This window comes from Halomonas saccharevitans (assembly GCF_032333995.1).
In the GTDB taxonomy this organism is placed as follows: domain Bacteria; phylum Pseudomonadota; class Gammaproteobacteria; order Pseudomonadales; family Halomonadaceae; genus Halomonas; species Halomonas saccharevitans.
On record NZ_JAVXUR010000003.1, the window covers coordinates 262,615 to 280,432 of the forward strand.

The 17,818-nt window shown below is 70.0% G+C and carries 17 protein-coding genes; 9 read left to right on the plus strand and 8 right to left on the minus strand.

Annotated features, from left to right (window positions below; all coding sequences use genetic code 11):
* Positions 1-121 precede the first annotated feature (121 nt).
* Together RSO68_RS09245 and RSO68_RS09250 are read right to left on the minus strand one after the other, a co-directional pair.
* Positions 122-814, minus strand: a complete 693-nt coding sequence (locus tag RSO68_RS09245; RefSeq protein WP_315586381.1) for a TIGR04282 family arsenosugar biosynthesis glycosyltransferase — start codon at positions 812-814, stop codon at positions 122-124.
* Positions 804-1,496 (minus strand): TIGR04283 family arsenosugar biosynthesis glycosyltransferase, encoded by a 693-nt coding sequence (locus tag RSO68_RS09250; protein WP_315586382.1) that lies wholly within the window; start codon positions 1,494-1,496, stop codon positions 804-806. The genes RSO68_RS09245 and RSO68_RS09250 overlap by 11 nt, the downstream gene beginning before the upstream one ends.
* 186 nt (positions 1,497-1,682) lie before the next feature.
* Here RSO68_RS09250 and RSO68_RS09255 point away from each other — a divergent pair, with 186 nt between their 5' ends.
* The 3 genes from RSO68_RS09255 to RSO68_RS09265 are packed head-to-tail and all read left to right on the plus strand — an operon-like array spanning position 1,683 to position 4,017.
* On the plus strand, positions 1,683-2,753 hold the full coding sequence (locus RSO68_RS09255) for a DUF3179 domain-containing protein (protein ID WP_315586383.1): 1,071 nt from the start codon (positions 1,683-1,685) through the stop codon (positions 2,751-2,753).
* Positions 2,750-3,298 carry a hypothetical protein gene (locus RSO68_RS09260; RefSeq protein ID WP_315586384.1) on the plus strand — a complete coding sequence of 183 codons (549 nt, stop codon included), beginning with the start codon at positions 2,750-2,752 and terminating at the stop codon, positions 3,296-3,298. Before RSO68_RS09255 ends, RSO68_RS09260 begins: the two co-directional genes overlap by 4 nt.
* A gap of 20 nt (positions 3,299-3,318) precedes the next feature.
* Positions 3,319-4,017 carry a lipo-like protein gene (locus tag RSO68_RS09265; protein ID WP_315586386.1) on the plus strand — a complete coding sequence of 233 codons (699 nt, stop codon included), beginning with the start codon at positions 3,319-3,321 and terminating at the stop codon, positions 4,015-4,017.
* A gap of 56 nt (positions 4,018-4,073) precedes the next feature.
* Here the strand turns inward: RSO68_RS09265 and RSO68_RS09270 are convergent, their stop codons facing one another.
* Genes RSO68_RS09270 through RSO68_RS09285 form a run of 4 tightly spaced genes read right to left on the minus strand, consistent with a single transcriptional unit; the run spans position 4,074 to position 8,810 of the window.
* A complete protein-coding gene (locus RSO68_RS09270) occupies positions 4,074-4,709 on the minus strand; it encodes an ATP-binding cassette domain-containing protein (RefSeq protein ID WP_315586387.1) in 636 nt (211 codons plus the stop codon).
* The gene (locus RSO68_RS09275; RefSeq protein ID WP_315586551.1) at positions 4,706-6,385 is read right to left on the minus strand and encodes an ABC transporter permease; all 1,680 of its coding nucleotides are present in this window, start codon (positions 6,383-6,385) and stop codon (positions 4,706-4,708) included. The genes RSO68_RS09270 and RSO68_RS09275 overlap by 4 nt, the downstream gene beginning before the upstream one ends.
* Before the next feature lie 49 nt (positions 6,386-6,434).
* Entirely contained in the window at positions 6,435-7,673 is a 1,239-nt protein-coding gene (locus tag RSO68_RS09280; RefSeq protein WP_315586388.1) for an ABC transporter substrate-binding protein, read from the minus strand.
* A gap of 48 nt (positions 7,674-7,721) precedes the next feature.
* Positions 7,722-8,810 (minus strand): aminoglycoside phosphotransferase family protein, encoded by a 1,089-nt coding sequence (locus tag RSO68_RS09285; RefSeq protein ID WP_315586389.1) that lies wholly within the window; start codon positions 8,808-8,810, stop codon positions 7,722-7,724.
* 176 nt (positions 8,811-8,986) lie between these two features.
* On the opposite strand from RSO68_RS09285, the gene RSO68_RS09290 reads away from it, so the two are divergent.
* Complete coding sequence (locus RSO68_RS09290; RefSeq protein ID WP_315586390.1) at positions 8,987-9,661, plus strand: hypothetical protein; 675 nt, start codon at positions 8,987-8,989, stop codon at positions 9,659-9,661.
* 206 nt (positions 9,662-9,867) lie between these two features.
* On the opposite strand, the gene RSO68_RS09295 is transcribed toward RSO68_RS09290, so the two are convergent.
* Positions 9,868-10,272, minus strand: a complete 405-nt coding sequence (locus tag RSO68_RS09295; protein WP_089846717.1) for a VOC family protein — start codon at positions 10,270-10,272, stop codon at positions 9,868-9,870.
* A gap of 114 nt (positions 10,273-10,386) precedes the next feature.
* Between RSO68_RS09295 and RSO68_RS09300 the strand changes: the two genes are divergently transcribed.
* The 5 genes from RSO68_RS09300 to RSO68_RS09320 all read left to right on the plus strand — a co-directional run bounded on the left by RSO68_RS09300 (position 10,387) and on the right by RSO68_RS09320 (position 16,155).
* Entirely contained in the window at positions 10,387-10,701 is a 315-nt protein-coding gene (locus tag RSO68_RS09300; protein WP_315586391.1) for a putative quinol monooxygenase, read from the plus strand.
* 56 nt (positions 10,702-10,757) lie between these two features.
* A complete protein-coding gene (locus tag RSO68_RS09305) occupies positions 10,758-12,269 on the plus strand; it encodes an NfeD family protein (RefSeq protein WP_315586392.1) in 1,512 nt (503 codons plus the stop codon).
* A gap of 58 nt (positions 12,270-12,327) precedes the next feature.
* Positions 12,328-13,122: a slipin family protein gene (locus tag RSO68_RS09310; protein ID WP_315586393.1), complete on the plus strand. Its 795-nt coding sequence runs from the start codon at positions 12,328-12,330 to the stop codon at positions 13,120-13,122.
* A 624-nt stretch (positions 13,123-13,746) separates the two neighbouring features.
* Complete coding sequence (locus RSO68_RS09315; protein ID WP_315586394.1) at positions 13,747-15,234, plus strand: SulP family inorganic anion transporter; 1,488 nt, start codon at positions 13,747-13,749, stop codon at positions 15,232-15,234.
* Between the two features lie 66 nt (positions 15,235-15,300).
* A complete protein-coding gene (locus RSO68_RS09320; protein WP_315586395.1) occupies positions 15,301-16,155 on the plus strand; it encodes a universal stress protein in 855 nt (284 codons plus the stop codon).
* Positions 16,156-16,274: 119 nt separating this feature from the next.
* Here the strand turns inward: RSO68_RS09320 and RSO68_RS09325 are convergent, their stop codons facing one another.
* Complete coding sequence (locus tag RSO68_RS09325) at positions 16,275-17,501, minus strand: MFS transporter (RefSeq protein ID WP_315586396.1); 1,227 nt, start codon at positions 17,499-17,501, stop codon at positions 16,275-16,277.
* Between the last annotated feature and the right edge of the window lie 317 nt (positions 17,502-17,818).

The following is a 17,818-nucleotide window of genomic DNA, read 5'->3' on the forward strand; positions in this document are numbered from 1 at the left end:
GTTGTGCGCGCTGCGGGAAAAGTCTAGCAGCTTAGATTAGCTGTCGAGTATGGACTCTCCGCTGGGTCGCGGCCCCACGGCGTTCCTTACAGGGCGCGCGCTCGACGGCGAGGCCTCACTCTCAATCAACCAGACGCTCATCGAGACCGTCATCGAGACGGTCATCGAGCCGGTGGTCAAACAAGCAGACGCCGAGCGAGTCGCCGAGGCGGGCCAGCCGTTCGAGGTCCTCCGGCCGGTCGACGTCCCAGAGTCGCGCCGGGCAGGCCAGTCGCCAGCCCATTTCCTCGGCGCGCGCGCGGGTCTGGGCCATGACGCGCTCCGTGCCCCAGTCGATGGCGCTGAACAGGCGGCGTTCGGCGCGCCTTGTGCCGACCAGCGCGTAGCCGCCATCCTCGGCCGGCACGAAGACGCCGTCGGCATCGCTCAGCGTCGCCCGGCAGCGCTGCAGCAGCGCCGGGGTCAGCGCCGGACAGTCGCTGCCGATCAGAAGCCCCGGTGCGTCCATGGCCGCGAGGGCCTGGTGCATGCGCGCGCCCAGATCGCCCTCGGGCTGGGCGCGTAGCGCGATGCCGTGGCGGTCGGCCAGCTCCCGGAACAGCGGGTGATCGTGCTGAAGTGCCGTCCACAGGGTGATGCGGTCAGGCGAGGTCGCCGCCAGGGCGGTGGCCAGCGCATGGCGCAGCAGCCGCTCGTGGAGCCGGCAGGCGCGCTCGGCGCCGAGCGCCGGGATTAACCGCGTCTTGGCGCGTCCCGGGATCGGCGCCTTGGCGAGTATCGCCAGGGGAAAGGTGTCGCGGACTTCAGCGCACATGGCGATATGCCCGGGCCAGGTCGTCGGGGGAGGCGCCCCGCCAGTAGCGCCAGCGCAGCCGCCACATCAGCAGGATGGTCCGCCAGGCGCCGCCCTGCTCCCAGCGCCGTCCCGAGGTCGTCACCTTCTCGCGCAGGCAGGCGGGCTTAGAGATCCGCTTGAGCCGTCGTGACATCTCGATGTCCTCCATCAGCGGCTGATCGGGAAAGCCGCCCGCGCCCGCGAAAGCCTCACGGGTCATGAACAGGCCCTGGTCGCCGGTGGCGATGCCCGTGCAGCGCGAGCGTTGGTTCATGGCGAAGGCGATCACGGGCAGCAGCGGATGGCGCCCGGCCAGCCGCACGTCGAAGCGCCCCCAGTCGCGCCCCTCGGCCAGCGCCGCGGCGATCGCGGCCTCTGCCCCCGGCGGCAGGACGGTGTCGGCATGCAGGAAGAGTAGCGCTCGGCCTTGGGCCTCCCGGGCGCCGGCATTCATCTGCCGGGCGCGGCCGGGCGCGCTCTCGATCACCCGCGAGGCCAGCGGGCGCGCCCGGGCCAGGGTCGCGTCGCGGCTGCCGCCGTCGACCACCAGCAGTTCCGCGCCGCCCGCGCGCAGGGGCGCGAGGCGGGTAAGCTGCGCCTCGATGATGGCCGCTTCATTGAGGGTCGGAACGATGATGCTGAGCCGCGGCCTCGCCGGCATGTCGTCTCTCCTGGGGATCGTTAAGGCACTCTCGCCGCGCCTGAGTCGGAGCGGAAGCCGCCAGCTTACAGTCTATCGCGCGCGTAAGGTCGTCGGGCACCGCGCGACAGAGGGATAAGGCCGCCCGCGTCCCGGCGGCGACGGCATTCGCGGCGCGTCGGCATCCCTCGCGCAGGGAGGTAATCCATGACCCGGTGGCGTCTTATCCTGATCATCCTGTTCGCCTCATGGCTGCTGCCCTTGCCACAGACCCTGCCACAGCCTCTGCCTGAGGCGTGGGCGGCGCTGCCCACCCTGGAGGCGCCTCCCGTGCCCCTGGCGTACTCCCTGCAAGAGTTCCGCCAGGCGGTGCGCTCCGGCGGCCCCGGCAAGGACGGCATTCCCTCCATCGACCGGCCCCGCTTTCAATCGGTGGCGGCGGCCGAGGCGCAGCTTGCGCCGGGCGACCGGATCATCGGCCTCTACCTCGACGGCGAGGCCCGCGCCTACCCGCAGCGCATCCTGGTGTGGCACGAGATCGTCAACGACAGCGTGGCCGGCCGGCCCCTGAGCATCACCTACTGCCCGCTGACCGGCAGCGCCCTGGGCTTTCATCGCGGCGCCGCCGAGCTGGGCGTCTCCGGGCGGCTGGTGAACAGCAACCTGGTGATGTACGACCGCACCACCGGCAGCGAGATCCCGCAGATGCTCGGCGTGGCCATCGACGGCCCCCTGGCGGGACAGGGACTCGAGGAGCTGAGGGTCGTCTGGACCACCTGGGAGGCCTGGCGGGCGCGCCACCCGGATACCCGGGTGCTCAGCCAGGAGACCGGCCACGTGCGCAACTATCGCCGCGACCCCTACGGCGGCTACGCCCCCCGACGCGGCTATTACCGCCCGCAGAGCGGCCGGCTCTTCCCGGTCATGGCGGAGAGCCGACGCCTGCCGCCCAAGGCCAGCGTGCTGGGGTTTCGCACCCGCCAGGGCGCGGCCGCCGTGACCCGCGAGGCGCTGCGCCGTGAGGCGGTGATCGAGCTTGCGCTTGGCGACAGCCACTACACGGTGATCCGCGATGCGGGCCTGGCGACCGGCTGGGTCTTTCACAATCCCGGGCGCGTCGCGATCCGCGTCGACGAGCTGACCTTCGGCCCGGCGGGCGTCAGCGGCGGCGGCACCGAGGCCCTCGAGCCGATCCATGCCTTCGAGGCCATGTGGTTCGCCTGGGCGGCCTTCTACCCCGACACCCGGCTCTACGGGGCGCCGGAGGACGCACCATGACCGCGCTCGCCGCCCTGCGCGACGCGCTGGTCGGGCGCCCCCGGGACGCGGCGCTCGTCGGGGTCATCGGGCTTGCCTATGCCGGGCTCTATCTCTGGGTGATCGGCGATCTCGGCCCCGGCGGTGGCGGGGGGCTCGCCGCGCGCTTCCCCGCCTGGGAGCGGGTCTGGCAGGCGCGCGGCCCCCTCCATTTCGAGCCGGTGGGGCTGATCGAGGCGGGCCCCTGGATCTGGACCTTCAGTCCGCTCAATACCCTGCTGGCCCTGGGGCTCGGGCTGCTGCTGGGCGCCAACCTCGTGCTGGGCCGGCGGCTGCGCCACGGCACGCGCCACTGCGCTTGGCGCGCGCCCGGCGGCTCCCTGCTGGCCGCGCTGCCGGCCCTGCTGGCGGGCGGCGCCTGCTGCGCGCCGATGGTGATGATCTGGCTGGGGCTGCCGCTGGCCGGTGCCCTGATCCCGGTGCTCCCCTGGCTGCTGCCGCTGGCGGCGCTGCTGCTGTTGGCGAGTCTTCTTACCCTGGCCAGGCGGCTGGCCGCCTTGCCGTGAGTGACGCAAGGAGGGCGCCGATGTCCGCGATGCTCGAGCGATGCGGTCACGGCCTCGGGGGCTGGCTCTCCTGCCCGAGGCCCTGGCATTGCCCCCAGCAGCCCGTCGAGGAGGACATCCAGGCGTGTCTCGAGCCCGGTGATGTCCTGCTGGTCGAGGGCTCCTCGCGGATCAGCACGGTGATCAAGTACCTGACGCAGTCGACCTGGTCGCATGCCGCCCTCTACGTGGGCGAGGGCAGTTTCGTCGAGGCGGACCTGTCGGAGGGAGTGCGCGTGGTGGGCTTCGAGGCGTTCGACGGCTATGCGCTGCGCATCTGTCGCCCGGTGGGGCTGGGCCCGGCGGAGATCGACCGGCTGATCGCCTTCGTCTGCGCCCGCGTGGGTCACCGCTACGACCTGCGCAACCTCCTCGACCTGGCCCGCTACCTCCTGCCCCTGCCGCCCGTGCCGACGCCCTGGCGTCGGCACATGCTGGGACTCGGCAGCGGTGATCCGACCCGCGCCATCTGCTCGACCCTGATCGCCGAGGCCTTCCAGTCGGTTCGCTACCCGATCCTGCCGATCCCCGTGGCGGGCCGTTCGCGGGTGTTCCAGCGTCGCCACCCTAGCCTCTTCACCCCGCGGGATTTCGATCTCTCTCCCTGGTTCGAGGTCGTCAAGCCGCGGCTGGTCGGCGGCTTTGATCCCCACGCCCTGGCGTGGCAGGAGTCGACCTGAACGCGATACGGCCCAGGACGTACGCTCGAGCACGATACGCTCCAGGGCGACGCGGGTCAGGAGGAGATCTCGATCACCCGCCCGCCGGCCGCCTCGGCGTCCTCGCGGTCGTGGGTCACCAGCAGGCTCGGCAGGCCGGCCTCGCGCAGGCGGTCGAACACCAGCCGGCGCATCGCCTGGCGCAGGTGGGTGTCGAGCTTCGAGAAGGGCTCGTCGAGCAGCACCGCGCAGGGCGCCGAGAGCAGCAGGCGCATCAGCGCGACGCGCGCCTTCTGGCCGCCGGAGAGCGTGGCCGGGTCGCGCTCGCCGAAGCCGGCCAGCCCGATGTGCGTGAGGGCCTGATCGACCCGGGCGGCCTTGTCGGCGCCGGCTCTGGGCATACCGAAGCGCAAGTTGCCGGCCACCGAGAGGTGGGGAAAGAGCAGCGGGTCCTGGAACAGCAGGCCGATGCCGCGGCGCTCGGCGGGCAGGGCGGTGATGTCGCGGTCGTCCAGCAGCACCCGGCCGCTGGCCTGGAACTCCGGGGCCAGGAAGCCGGCCAGGTAGGCGAGCAGGGTCGACTTGCCCGAGCCGGAGGGGCCCATGACGGTGAGCACCTCGCCCGGGGCGATGGGGGTGTCGAGCGAGACCAGGGTCTTGCCACTGAGCTGTATCCGGACGTCGCGAAGTTCGAGTCGATGGGGCGTGGTCATGGGGCTCCCTGCATGCCGCGGCGGTTGGACCATAGCAACTTCGGCAGGCCGATGGCGATCACGAAGCCCACCAGCGGCAGGCAGGCCTGGACCAGCGCCCAGACCCCGATCACCCGACGGTTGCCGCCGGCGGCCAGTGAGACCGCCTCCGTGGTGACGGTGGTGACCCGTCCCGCGCCCAGCAGCTGGGTGGGCAGGTACTGGCCGATGCTCACCGCCAGGCCCACCGCACAGGCGGTGAGCAGGGGGGCCAGCAGCATCGGCAGGCGGACCCGCCAGAAGACGGCATTGCGCGAGGCGCCGAGCGTCAGGGCCAGCTGCGTCCAGCGCGGGTCGATCCGCCGGTAGGCCTCCGAGAGCGACAGGAAGACGTAGGGCAGCACGAACAGCAGGTGGCCGAAGATGATCAGGCCGTGGGTCGGCCGGATGCCGAGCTGCTCCATCACCACCACCAGGCCGAACAGGAAGGCGATCTGCGGCACGATCAGCGGCAGGTAGAGCAGCCACAGCGCCTTCGAGGCGGTGTGGCCGGTGCGCTGTTCGTTCTCCAGGGCCGCCAGTACCAGTACCGCGGCGAGCAGGGTCGAGCCAAGCGCGATCAGCACCGTCGAGGCGAGCGGCCCGCCGAGGGCGGGCAGCGCCTGGGCCCAGTGATCCAGCGTCATGCTGAGGGGCAGGGCCTCGGGAAACCGCCAAAATCCCGCTACCGAGTAGATCGCCAGGCTGCCGATGCCGGTGAAGGCGACGCCCGTGGCGAGCAGGGTGAAAAGCTTGCCGGTGAGGTGCAGGCTCGTCTCGCCGCGGCGCCTCCCGCCGCGGGCGATCCAGGCATCCATCAGCCGAGCCGCGAGCCGCTCCAGCCCCCACCAGGTCAGCAGCGCCGTGGCGGTGACGCCGAGTTGCAGGATCGCGCCGGCCGAGGCCAGGAAGCGCTGGTCGAGGTCGGGGTCGCTGAACCAGGTGAGGATCGATACGGCCAGCGTCGGGGGCAGGGTCGGGCCGAGGATCATCGCCACGTCCACCACCGAGGAGGCATAGGCGACGACCGCGAACACCGGCAGGCGGATCAGCGGGTAGAGGGCCGGCGCCACCACCTTGAGCCAGGCGATGGCCGGGCGATAGCCCAGCGAGCGGGCCATGGCCACGCGGCGCTCGGCGTCGAGCTGGGGCAGCGCCGCCAGGCTCATCAGCAGCAGGAAGGGCACCTCCTTGATGACGAGCCCGGCGATCAGCGAGAGCCCCCAGGGATCCTGGACGATCAGCAGATCCGGCGGGCGCTCCCAGCCGGTCATCGACGGCGAGGCCAGCCGCGCAAGCAGCCCCGAGGGGGCGATCAGAAAGGCCAGCCCGAAGGCCGCGGCGGCGTGGGGAATGGAGAGCAGCGGCGAGACCAGGCGCCGGATCCAGCGGTCGAGCCGGCTGCCGCTCGCTGCGGCCAGGTAGAGCAGCACCACGGCGAGTGACAGGGCGGTGGCGATGAGGCCGCCGGCGAAGCTGATGGCGACCGAACGCCCGATGCCGGGCTGGGCGGCCAGCGCCCGCCAGGGGGCCAGCGAGAAGGCCTCGCCGCCGAGCGCCGGCAGGTAGCCGAAGGCCGGCAGCAGGGCCATGGCGAGGCCCGCCAGGATCGGCGCGACCAGTAGGGTGACGATCAGCGCGGGGGCGAGGCGCAGCATCATCGGGCCGGCCCCGTCTCGCCCGTTCGCGGGGCGCTAGCGCAGGCCATCATTGTCCGACGTAGCGGTCCTGCCAGGCGTCCTGCAGCGCCGTCATCCAGCTGGGGTGCGGCTCGGGCAGGGTGCGCTCGAGGGCGCCCGCCGGCAGCATCGCCGGGTTCGCCTGGTCCAGTGCGAACCGCGCCCGGTCCTCCGCCGGCAGCTGGGCGACGTCGAGCACGGTGCGATCGCCCCAGACGTCGAGATCCTGCTTGGTCGCCTGGGCCTCGGGGGAGAGCAGGTAGTCGGCGACGACCATGGCGCCGGCCTGGTGGGGCGAGTTGTAGGGGATGGCCACGAAGTGCACGTTGCCGAGGGTGCCGCTTGCCGGCACGTAGCTGCGGGTGCTTTCCGGCAGCTCGTAGTCGGCCACCGCCGCGGCCGGCTCCGAGGGGATGAAGGTGAAGGCCAGCGTGAGCGCGCCGTCGCCCATCAGGCTGCGCAGCTCAGGGCCGCTGGCGGGAAACTGGCGGCCGCTTCGCCACAGGTGGGGGTGCAGGGCGTCCAGGTAGTCCCACAGCGGGGCGGTGACGGCGGCGAAGTCGCTCTTTTCGACCGGCGCGTAGAGCGCCTCATCCCGGTCGGTAAGCTCGATCAGCGCCTGCTTGAGGAAGGTGCTGCCGGTGAAGTCGGGAATCCGCGGGTAGGTGAAGCGCCCCGGGTTGGCCTGGGCCCAGTCGAGCAGTTCATGAATGCTCTGGGGGGGCGTGTCGAGGGCATCTTGATCGTAGTAGTAGGTGATCTGCGCCCGGCCCCAGGGCGACTCGTAGCCTTCGGTGGGCAGGGTGAAGTCGGTGACCACCTCAGGATTGTCCGCCGGGCGGGTCAGGGCGAAGTTCGGCAGCGCGCGGGCAAAGGGGCCGAACAGCAGGTCGCTCTCCTTCATGGCGGCGAAGTTCTCGCCGTTGATCCAGATCAGATCGACGTTGCCGGCGTCGTCGTTGCCGGCCTGCTTCTCCGCCAGCACCCGGGAGACCGCCTCGGCGGTATTGCCCACTTTCACGTGCTCGAGGTCGATGCCGAAGCGCTCGTCGACGCGCCCGGCCACCCAGTCGATATAGTCGTTGGTGCGCTGATCGCCGGCCCAGGCGTACCAGTAGACCGTCTGGCCGCGGGCTTCCTCGAGCACGGCCGGCCAGTCGGCCGGGTCGGGGGCGGCCGACAGGCCCGTGCTGGTCAGCAGGGCCGGCAGCAGGGCGGCGAGCCGTGGGACTGATCGGGGAGCCGGCCGGGGAGACAGAGCGCGCATCGTGGAGTTCCTCGTAGTGAAGGTAAAAGGGGCGTGATCAAGGGGGCGTCAGGGCGACAGGTGGCGCTGCAGTTCGCGATGCTCGCGGCGCACGTGCTCGATGGCGGCCACCGAGAGGTAGTGATCGACGCGGTCGCGCACGTGGGCGATCAGGGCGTCGTCGCTCAACTCCTCGGACCAGTCCTCGCCGTGTCGCTGCGAATCCTGTTCGCGCCGGTGGCTGGCCCGCCACTTGGCGCACCAGGTCAGCGACCAGAGCCACATGGCGCGCCGGCACGCCAGTAGGGTGTCGACGTCTCCCGCGAGGTCCATGGCATCGATCCAGTGGCGATAGAAGGCGGCCACCTCGGCGGGGGTCAGCTCGGCGCGACTCGTCAGGTCCCAGGTGGTGGAGGTATAGAGGCTGGCGTGGGCCAGGTCGAAGCCGACCAGGCCGTAGCGGCACTTCTCCAGGTCCACCAGCACCGCGCGACCGGTCTCGGTGATCAGGAAGTTGCCGGGGTGGGCATCGAAGCTGATCAGCCGGGGCTCACGGCCGGGTCCCGGCGGCAATTGCCGGGGCAGGGCGACCAGCTCGGCCTCGATCAGGCCGCGGGCTTCCTCATCCAGCTCGGCCTGCTCGAGGAAGCGGGCCTGTTCGCCCACCTCCTCGCGCATCGCCGCCCAGGGATCAATGGGGGAGAGCAGCGGCGCGCGCGCCTCGGCGTCCGGCACCGCCAGCCCGTGGAGGCTGGCCAGCGCCTCGGCGATGCGGGGCAGGTCCTGTGGCAGGCGCGCCGGGCGGCCGCGGATGGCGCTGACCAGGAGCCCGCCGCGGGGCAGCTCCGGGCCGGGTGGCAGCAGGCCGTATAGCGCGGGGGCGTGGCCGCCGCGGCTGGCGCGGGTGAAGCAGGCCGCCTGGTAGGCGAGGTTGGCGGCGGGGTCGAGTCGCATCTGGCTCTGCTTCGGCAGTCGCGCCACCCAGTCGTCCCGTTCCCGCTCGAGCCACAGGTGATGATGGGCGAGGCCCGTGTCGGCCATCGGGTGCATGGCCGCGATACCCGCGTCGAGGCCTGCGCGGGCCAGCGCCGCGGCCAGCTGGGGGCAGAGGGTCGACGGGGCCCGCGGCGTGTCGGGGCGAGAGGTGGTGTCCGTCATGACGTTCCTTGATCAGGGACGATGGTCATCGATGGTCGCATAGGGGCAAGCTTCCTTACACGGCCCTCCAGTGCGGCGGCTGTAAGCCCGCGCCGCCCGGGGCGACACAACGGTAGCGCGGATGCCCCGTTGGCGTCTGCGCCGCGTCTCGAACACGCACCGCGGAGGGTGAGATCATGTCACAGCACGACGAACGACGCCGCAGGCTGCTGGGCCGCCTGAGTCGACAACTGGCCTACACGGCCCCGCTGCTGGCGCTGGTGGCCGGCGGCGCCGCACTGCAGGCGGCTCCGGGCGGCGCTCCGCCGGGCGACGCTCCGGGCGCGGCGGCCTTCACAAACGCGGACGAGGCACCCCTGCTGTTGGCCAGCTATCATGCCAAGTCGGAAGGTGAGGCCGAGGGCGAAGCCGAGGCAGAAGGTGAAGCCGAGGGCGAAGCGGAAGCCGAAGCCGAGGGAGGCCCCGCCGCCGTGGTCGCCAGGCCCGATAACTATGCGCCGGCCTACAACGAGCGCGGCAACAATCCCGAGGCGATGCTGGCCCGCGGCGAGGCGCTCTACTACGACACCTCCCTGAGCAGCAACGGCCTGGCCTGCGCGAGCTGTCACGGCAGCGATGGGCAGGACACCGGCTACCAGGCGACCTTCCAGCAGCCCTTCCCCCACCGGGTGGCGATGGCCGACAACCAGTTCGGCATGTCGGAGGTCCACGCCGACGAGATGGTGCAGATCTGCATGGTCGCCCCGATGGCCGCCGAGCCGCTGGCCTGGGGCAGCGAGGAGCTGACCTCGCTGGCGGCCTACGTGGTGGAGGTGCAGAAGCGCGTGGCCGGCGAGCCCCACGACCTCTGAGCACTTCTCTGGGACCTTCTCTAGGAGCTTCTCTGAGCATCAGGCCCCTCGCGCCCCGGGCCATCCTCGCCGTCGGCTCGCCGGTGGGTGTTCCCTCGGGGCGGCGACGAAAAAGGGCGCCACCGTTCCGATGGCGCCAAACGAGTCAGCATGAAAGACATGCTCGGGGAGTCGGCGGCTCGTCGCCGCCGCCAATCGCATCGGCCTCAGGCCAGGCGCTGGCCGGAGACGCTCGGGTGGTAGAGCGGCTGGACGCTGTTGCCGTCCGGGTCCTTGCAGTAGAGGCTGCGCCCGCCGTCGCCATGATCGTGGGCGCCGCGGGTCACCTCGACACCCTGATCGCGCAAGAACGCCTCCCAGGCGTCCACGTCCTCGCGGGCATCGACCACGAAGCCGAAGTGATCGAGGCGCTGTGGATCGCCGCCGGTGGGCGCCTTTGCGCGGGAGAGCGAGACGTTGTCGTTGCCTAGGGTCAGGTAGACCAGGTTCTCGTGGGCCCGGCGCAGCACCGCCAGGCCCAGGATGTCCACGTAGAAACGTTCGCAGGCCTCGAGGTCCTGGACCTGCAGGGCGATATGGCGCATGCCGTTGAACGGGGCGGGACGTTGCATGGGACCTCCTCGACGGGACGGGGCTTAATGAATATTATTGGAAAATGTTTCCATAATTACGTTCATTCCACAACCCATGCCACCACCTATCTCCACCAACCAAGAGAGCCTGCCATGTATTGCATCATCGTTCAGACCCGCCTGAAGCCGGGCACCCGGGCGCGTTTCCTCGAGGCCATGCTGCCCAACGCCGAGGCCTCGGTGCGCGACGAGCCGGGCTGCCTGGTCTTCGACGTGATCGAGGATCGCGACACCCCGGACCTCTTCCACCTCTACGAGATCTACGCCGACCAAGAGGCCCTGGCGGCCCACAAGGAGACCGCGCACTACCAGGCCAGCCGCGCGGTGGTCAACGGGCTGATCGCCGAGCAGTCGGTGATTCGTGCCGACGTGCTGGCGACGAATCCCGGGGCGCGCGGCGAGGCCTGAACGAATCCCGTCGCCCGGTATCACAGGAATAATCTGATATGCCGAGGCGAGGGGTCATGATGCCGAATCGACCGGATGCCAAACGTCGAGTCCTCTTCTGGCTAAGCCTGGTATGCCTGGCGCTGGGCGCCCTGCTCGCCTGGCAGGCCCAGGCCCAGAAGGCCTCTCCCCAGTCGGGGCTGGCCCTGGCGATGACCATCGACGATGCCATCGGGCCGGCCATCGGCGACTACTTCCAGCGCGGCCTGGAACTGGCCGAGGAGCGCGAGGCCGAGCTCGTCGTGGTGCAGATGGACACCCCCGGTGGGCTCGACGCCTCGATGCGCGCGATGATTCGCGCCATGCTCATCTCCCCCGTGCCGGTCGCCCTCTACGTCTCGCCGGCCGGGGCCCGGGCCGCCAGCGCCGGCACCTACCTGCTCTACGCCAGCCACGTGGCAGCCATGGCGCCGGCCACCCACCTCGGCTCGGCCACCCCCGTGCAGCTCGGCGGGGGCGGCGGGCTGCCGGGCCTGAGCGAGCCTGAACCTGAGACTGAACCTGAATCCGAGCCCGTGCCGGAATCGCAGGGGGCCGTGCAGGAAGCCGCCGACGGCGAGGCGTCCCAGGGCGAGTCGACGCAAGACGCAGGCAGCGCCCGCCAGGACGAGAGCGCACAGGAGCTCGCCAAGCGCCGTGGCGAGACGGCCATGGAGCGCAAGGTGCTGGAGGATGCCGTCGCCTATATTCGCTCGCTGGCCGAGCGCCACGACCGCAACGCCGACTGGGCCGAGCAGGCGGTCCGCGAGGCGGTCAACCTCACCGCCCGTGAGGCCCTCGAGCAGAATGTCATCGAGGTGGTGGCAAGCGACCTGGACGACCTGCTCGCGCAGATCGACGGGCGCACCGTGGTGATGGATGACGGCACCCTGACCCTGTCCACCGCCGATCTCGCCATCGAGCGCTTCGATCCCGACTGGCGCACCGAACTGCTGGCCGTGATCACCAATCCCAACGTCGCCTACTTCCTGATGATCATCGGCTTCTACGGGCTGATCTTCGAGCTGTCCAACCCGGGCGGCCTGGTGCCGGGCACCATCGGCATCATCTCGCTGCTGCTGGCGCTGTTCGCCTTCCAGGTGCTGCCGGTCAACTACGCCGGGCTGGCGCTGATACTGGTGGGTCTGGGGCTGATCGTGGGCGAGGCCTTGATGCCCAGTTTCGGCATACTCGGAATCGGCGGCATCGTCGCCTTCGTGATCGGATCGGTGATACTGATGGACGCGGACACCCTGAATATCTCGCTGCCGATGATCGGCGGCATCGCCCTGCTCGCGGCGGGCCTGATGCTGTGGGTCATGACCCGCTTCATCGGCCTGCGGCGTCGGAAGCCGCGCACCGGCCAGGAGGAACTGGTCGGCAGCGAGGCGCTGGTCCTCGACGACTTCGCCGGCCAGGGCCATGTGCGCCTGATGGGCGAGCGCTGGAACGCCCGGAGCACCCGGCCGCTCTCCCGCGGGCAGTCGGTCCGCGTGACGGCGGTCGACGGCCTGACCCTGGAGGTCGAACCGCTGGCCTCATCGTCCTGAGGTCCGCCCGGCACGGTCGATGAGACGCATCGGCCGGCCCAACCAAGGAGCCGACACCATGCTGCTTTCCTATCTCGTCCCGGTCGTCCTGCTGATCCTGCTGCTGGCGGCCTCGATCCGCATCCTGCCCGAATACAAGCGCGGGGTGGTGTTCTTCCTCGGTCGCTTCCAGTCGGTGAAGGGGCCGGGCCTTCTGATCATCATCCCCGGCATCCAGAAGATGGAGGTGGTCGACCTGCGGGTGATCACCATGGACGTGCCGGAGCAGGACGTCATCTCCCAGGACAACGTCACCGTCAAGGTCAACGCGGTGCTCTATTTCCGGGTGGTGGACCCGGAAAAGGCGATCATCCAGGTGGAGAACTTCGTCAACGCCACCAGCCAGCTGGCCCAGACCACGCTGCGCTCGGTGCTCGGCAAGCACGATCTGGATGAGATGCTCTCCGAGCGTGACAAGCTCAACGACGACATCCAGGAGATCATCGACAGCTCCGCCGAGAGCTGGGGAATCAAGGTGGCCAACGTTGAGATCAAGCACGTCGACCTCGACGAGAGCATGATCCGCGCCATCGCCCGCCAGGCCGAGGCGGAGCGCGAGCGTCGCGCCAAGGTGATCCATGCCGAGGGCGAGCTGCAGGCCTCCAGGAAGCTGGTCGAAGCGGCCAACGTCATGGCCGAGAACTCCGCCGCGCTGCAGCTGCGCTACCTGCAGACCATGAGCGACATGAGCAACAAGAACGCCTCCACCATCGTCTTCCCGCTGCCCATGGACATCATGGAAGCCTTCAAGCACATGAAGGCCTCACCCGCCGCCCAGGCGCGCACCGGAGGCGGCGCGGGCGACGCTTCCTGAGTGTCGCCGATAGGCCATTGCCGTTAGCGTCCTCGGGGCTGATCCGTCGACAGGTCCCGGAGCGCCGGACCGGCGAGGGCGCGCTGTGAACCCCTCCCTGGGCGCTAACGACGCCCTGCGGCGCTCCCGCGTCCCGCTCCACTTGCAGAACCGGTGCTGGCCATCCATGGCCAGCCCGTTCGAAGCAGTGCTTCTCACCCCTGGCGTCGGACACCCTCTTCGACCTGTCCCCGGCGCCCCTCGCCAGGTTCTGCGTGGGCGCCGGCGGCTCGGCTGCATCCCCGCGCCATCTCTGCTAGACTCCTGCGCCTTCGTCGGGTGCCGTCAGCCACGTTCGCTGCGCGCCGCCCCGCGGATGCAGAGCAAGGGAGTCGGCAGACCGTGATGACACCCCCGGCAGGGCCGGCTACGCCGCCCTGGCGCCTCTCTCCCCTCTAATCGGCGCTGCCCGTCGTCATCGACACGGGCCGCGTGCGGCGCCGCGCCGATGTCCGTGCGCCTTTCATTGCGATATTCGTCCTGCTCCGCCCACGGCGCCTCGCCGCCCGGGCGGGGGAGAAGACGCCTGCATCCGAGCGTCGACTGCCATACGACCCTTCCATCACCCCCTGACTGGATCGCAGCATGTACGAGACACTGAAACGGAGCTGGTTCTCCAACCTCAAGGGCGACACCCTGGCGGGGATCGTCGTGGCCCTGGCCCTGATTCCCGAGGCCATCGCCTTCTCCATCATCGCCGGCGTCGATCCCAAAGTGGGCCTCTACGCCTCTTTCTCCATGGCGGTGATCATCGCCTTCGCCGGCGGCCGGGCGGGCATGATCTCGGCGGCCACCGGCGCCATGGCGCTGCTGATGGTCACCCTGGTCAAGGAGCACGGCCTGCAGTACCTGCTGGCCGCCACCCTGCTCACCGGCGTCTTCCAGATCGTCGCCGGCTACTTGCGCCTCGCCGACCTGATGCGCTTCGTCTCGCGCTCGGTGGTGACGGGCTTCGTCAACGCCCTGGCGATCCTGATCTTCATGGCCCAGCTGCCCGAGCTCACCGACGTCACCTGGCACGTCTACGCCATGACGGCGGCGGGCCTGGCGATCATCTACGGCTTTCCCTACCTGCCGAAGGTGGGCAAACTGCTGCCCTCGCCGCTGGTCTGTATCCTGGTGCTCACCGCGGTCTACCTGCTGACCGGCATGGAGATCAGAAGCGTCGGTGACATGGGTGAGCTTCCCGACACCCTGCCGGTGTTCCTGTGGCCCGAGGTGCCGCTCACCCTCGAGACCCTGATGATCATCCTGCCCTACTCGGTGATGCTCACCGTGGTGGGCCTGCTGGAATCGATGATGACCGCCACCATCGTCGACGACCTGACCGACACGCCCAGTGACAAGAACCGCGAGTGTAAGGGTCAGGGCCTGGCTAACCTCGGCACCGGCCTGATCGGCGGCATGGCGGGCTGCGCGATGATTGGTCAGTCGGTGATCAACATCAAGTCCGGCGGCCGCACGCGCCTCTCCACCCTGATCGCCGGCGTGGTGCTGCTGCTGATGGTGGTCTTCCTGGCCGACTGGGTGTCGCAGATTCCCATGGCGGCCCTGGTGGCGGTGATGATCATGGTCTCCGTCGGCACCTTCAGCTGGGAGTCGATCCGCGACCTCAAGAAGCACCCGCTGAGCAGCAATATCGTGATGCTCGCCACCGTGGCGGTCACCGTGGGCACCCACAACCTGGCCATCGGGGTGTTCGTCGGCGTGCTGCTGGCAGCACTCTTCTTCGCCAACAAGGTCGGCAACATCCTCTACGTCGGCGCCGAGACCCCCGAGGAGGGCCACCGGCTCTACAAGGTGGTGGGCCAGGTGTTCTTCGCCTCCTCCGAGCGCTTCGGGGCCGCCTTCGACTTCAAGGAGACCGTAGAGAAGGTCACCATCGACCTGTCCCGCGCCCACTTCTGGGACATCACCGCCGTCCAGACCCTGGACCGGGTGGTGATCAAGTTCCGCCGCGAGGGCACCGAGGTCGAGCTGATCGGCCTCAACGAGGCGAGCGCCACTATCGTCGACCGTTACGCGGTGCATGACGACCCGGAAGCCGTCGAGAAGCTGATGGGCGGTCATTGACCCGCCGGACGGATCCGGTAGAACGTGGATAGAGACGACAACACACGCCAGTTTCAGGACAAGACGATGACAGAACAGGTGATGGCCGCCATCGACGGCTCGCAGTTTTCCGCAGGGGTGTGCGACTACGCGGCCTGGGCGAGCCTGGCGCTCGAGGCGCCGCTGACCTTCCTGCACGTGGTCGACAACCACCCGCAGACCGCCGAGAGCGACCTGTCCGGCAACCTCGTGCTTGGTGCCCGGGAGCATCTGCTCGAGGAGCTTTCGCACCTGGACGAGCAGCGCGCCAAGGTGGCCCAGGAGCAGGGCCGGCTGATGCTCAAGGCGGCCAAGGAGCGGGCCATCGAGGACGGCGTGAGCGATCCTGCTACCCGCCAGCGCAACGGCACCCTGGTGGAGACCCTGACCGACCTCGAGAACGACATCCGCCTGCTGGTGATCGGCAAGCGCGGCGAAGGAGCCCACCAGGCGAGCGACCACCTCGGCTCCAACCTGGAGCGGGTGGTGCGCACCCTGCACCGGCCGATCCTGATGGCGCCGGAGAGCTTCACGCGCCCCGAGCGCGTGATGATCGCCTTCGACGGCAGCAAGACCACCCGCAAGGGCGTCGAGATGCTGGCCAAGAGCCCGCTGTTCAACGGCATCTCCTGCCACGTGGTGATCGTCGGCGCCGAGACCGGTGACAACCGGTCCCAGCTCGAGTGGGCGCTCTCGACCCTGCGCGAGGCCGGCCACGAGGCCGAGGGCGAGATCCGCGCCGGCGAGGTCGAGGAGACCCTGCGCAACTACCAGCAGGAGCACGGCATCGACCTGCTGGTGATGGGCGCCTACGGCCACTCGCGTATTCGCCACCTGCTGGTCGGCAGCACCACCACCACCATGCTGCGTCGTACCAGCCTGCCGGTGCTGCTGCTGCGCTGATCGCGAGCAGTCGTGCCCGACGGCGCATGACGTAAGTCTCGCAAGCAATGCGCCGTCACCGATGACGCCGGCCCCAGGGCCGGCGTCATCGTGTCAGGGCTCTTCATCTCGTCAGATACTTAGATCTCGTCGGGCCCTGAGATCTCGTTGGTCCCCGACCCCTGAGCCTCGGGGCTCGCCAGCACTCCCTGTGCCAGCGCCCAGCCGATGATCAGGAAGGCCAGCATGCCGACCAGCACCAGGGTGAAGGAGGCGCCCAGGTCGAGCGCCACGCCCAGCAGCGCCGGGGCGATGCCGGTGGAGAAGACCGTGGCGGCGCTCAGGGTGGCGCGCACCGTGCCCAGGTGCTCGGCGCCCCATAGGCGCACCAGCAGGCTGGTGGCGATGGACTCCTGGGCGCCCATGGCGAGTCCTCCGCCGACCATCAGCGCCCAGATGCCGAGGTGGCCGCCGAGAGTGATGGCCACCACCAGGGCCAGGGCAAACGGCAGCAGGTAGAGCCTGGCCAGGCGCACAGGTCCCAGGCGATCGACCCAGCGTCCGCCGAGCAGGGCGCCGGGCAGCTTGGCGAGGCCCATGCCGGTCAGGGCCAGGGCATAGACGGTGAGCGAGCTGCCCAGGTCCTCGGTCATGCGCGCCTGATAGATGAAGAGTCCGGTCATGGTCACCGGCAGGATCATCAGCAGCGGCAGCAGCTGCCAGAAGCGCGCCTCGCGGAAGGGGCGTGGCCCGCCGCGGCGCTCCCCGCGCACCGGACGCGTGCCGGGCGCCGCCGGCCAGGGGCCTCGCAGCAGCAGTGGCACCCAAAGCAGCGCCAGGACCAGTGCGAACAGCCACCACAGCTGCCGCCAGCCCAGCCACACCAGAAGAGTCGCGATCAGCGGGGGCAGCAGCGTCTCGCCCAGCATGATGCCCATGCCGGTGAGGCCCAGGGCGCGGCCGCGCAGGCTCTCGAACTCGCGGCCGGCCAGGGTGTTGCCCAGATGGGTCATCATGCCCTGGCCGCACAGGCGCACCAGGCCCAGCCCCAGCACCCCCAGGAGCCACCAGGGCGAGAGGGTGAGCAGCGCGACCCCGCTGAGCAGGGCGCCGAGCACCGCCAGGGCGAAGCGCCGCGGCGCCACCCAGTCGATCAGCGGGCCGAAACGCAGCATGGCGAAGCCGGCCGCCAGGGTGACCAGGGCATAGGCGGTGCCGAACTGGCCGGCGCTTAAGCCCAGCCGGGCCGAGATCGGCGCCTGGAAGAGCCCGATGAAGAAGCTCTGACCCAGGCTCGAGGAGAACATCGCCAGAAAGGCGATGCTCAGCAGCCCGCGATGATCCCGCAGCAGGATGCGATAGCCCATGATGACCTCCCGGGGTGACATGGATTGAGCGGCATGGAGTGGATGGCAGGAGCGAGATGGCGCGCCCGAGGTGGCGTCGCGGGCACGACGGGAGTGCGATGGCCCGGCCGCAGTGGCAAGATGGGGCCGTCGCGGCCGCGACACCCGAAGCGCCCTAGGGTAGCAGCTGAGCGCTCAGGGTGGCGGGCGTGAGCGACGCGAACCAGGGCTATCGCTGAGGTGCGCTGGGGGCAAGCCGACGAGGAGGTCCTACGCCAAGGATGGCGTCGGTAGCGCCCAAGGAAGGGTTCACAGCGCCTCCTCAATGGTCCGGCACC